Below are 277 nucleotides of genomic sequence, written 5' to 3'. Positions count from 1 at the left end.
CGAATTTGGTGCAGGCAATCCTGCCGATTGCCATTCTTTGCAGTTACTTGACCTGGCAAAGCAATGCGGAGTCGAAGAAAGAGAATTCTTCTCCTGCCGCATAGAACGCGGCGTCAAATCATTCATCAAAGAAGCTTGCCGTTTCTATGATCCGGTGCGGTCTTGCCTGGCTGGAAATCTCTATCGTCCTGCCGTGTCTGCTGGTGCCATCACAGCCACGGAGGTTCTAGCTATCGAAGAATTCAAGGCTTTGCAAGTAGCTTTTGCCTCACTTGGC

At 50.5% G+C, this 277-nt stretch carries 1 protein-coding gene; it reads left to right on the top strand.

Annotated elements, in window-relative coordinates; translation table 11 throughout:
• Positions 1–277, top strand: a 277-nt coding sequence (locus ACZ3HG_RS23515) for a hypothetical protein (RefSeq protein ID WP_465334760.1), incomplete at both ends; no start/stop codon positions are given.

Source organism: Erwinia sp. PME.40.26/001, from assembly GCF_055556675.1.
The sequence above is the reverse complement of the archived record's forward strand: the minus strand, read 5'-3'. Positions and strand labels throughout refer to the sequence as shown.